Source organism: Candidatus Eisenbacteria bacterium (genome assembly GCA_035712145.1).
Classification (GTDB): domain Bacteria; phylum Eisenbacteria; class RBG-16-71-46; order RBG-16-71-46; family RBG-16-71-46; genus DASTBI01.
In genome coordinates this window covers 1-1321 of the sequence record DASTBI010000094.1, presented here as the reverse complement: position 1 = coordinate 1321, position 1321 = coordinate 1, and the positions used below count along the sequence as shown (strand labels likewise).

Below are 1321 nucleotides of genomic sequence, written 5' to 3'. Positions count from 1 at the left end.
CCCACACTCGGTATTGGAGGAGGACCCCAGCGGAGATGATCCTGAGTTGGCGGATGTGGACCGTTGCGAGTGTGCTGCTCGCTCTATCCGGGCCGAGCGCCCTCGCACAGCACGAGCATCACCCGACCCCTCGTCCCGCGGTTCGCGACACCACGCCCACGCACCCCGGTCACACCGGGACGCAGCACCAGGTGCAGGGCGGGACCATGCACCATGCGATGCCCGCCATGTACGGCGACTACCCCATGACCCGGGAGGCCTCGGGTACGGCCTGGCAACCGGATGTGACGCCTCACGAGGGCGTACATCTCATGCGTGGATCGTGGAGCGTAATGCTGCACGGATTCGCCACGCTTGTCTGGAACGAGCAGGGTGGTCCGCGGGGGGCCGACGAAGGCATGAGCACGAGCATGCTCATGGCAATGGGTAGCCGACCGCTCGGCAACGGCCGGCTGGGTCTGCGGGCCATGTTCTCCGCCGAGCCAGCCACCCTCGGCAGCGACGGCTACGCGCTGTTGCTGCAAAGCGGCGAGACTGCCGACGGCGTCGAAGAGCTGATCGACCGGCAGCACCCGCACGACCTCTTCATGGAGCTGGCGGCAAGCTATGCGGTCTCTGACGCCACGCGCTCGGCGTTCGTCTATCTCGGTCTGCCAGGTGAGCCGGCCCTGGGGCCGCCCACGTTCATGCATCGGTACTCGGGCATGGAGTTCCCGGATAGCCCCATCAGTCATCACTGGCTCGACTCGACGCACATCAGCTTTGGTGTGTTCTCGGCTGGCCTGATGAGTCGCGGCGTGAAGCTCGAGGGATCAGTGTTCACGGGCCGGGAGCCCGACGAGAAGCGATACGATATCGAGGCGCCAAAGTTCGACTCTCAGGCGGTGCGCGCGAGTTGGAACCCGACCCCGGCCTGGGCACTCCAGTTGAGTCACGGTTGGATCGACAGCCCCGAGCAACTTCATCCGGAAACCGACGTCGAGCGGACCACGGCCTCGGTCATGTTTGGGCACACCCCGGGAGGGGCAGACTGGTTCTCGACCCTCGCCTGGGGTCGCAATCGCAACAATCCGGGGAACACGCTCGATGCCTGGCTCCTCGAGAGCCGGCTCACGCTTCGCGATCGGCACACGTTTCTTGCTCGCGGGGAGATCGTCGAGAAGGACGAGCTCTTCCACGAGCCCGATCCGTTGGCTGGCCGCGTCTTCCGCGTCGGCAAGGTGACCGGTGGATACCTCATCGACGTTGCGCGATATGAGCGCGTGATGTTCGGTTTGGGAGCGACCGGGAGTCTCATCGTGGTTCCGGATGACCTTGACGA

1 protein-coding gene is annotated in these 1321 nt (G+C 65.3%); it reads left to right on the top strand.

The features are described from left to right. Positions 1–35 precede the first annotated feature (35 nt). On the top strand, positions 36–1321 hold a 1286-nt coding region (locus VFQ05_05700), incomplete at its 3' end, for a hypothetical protein (protein ID HET9326248.1).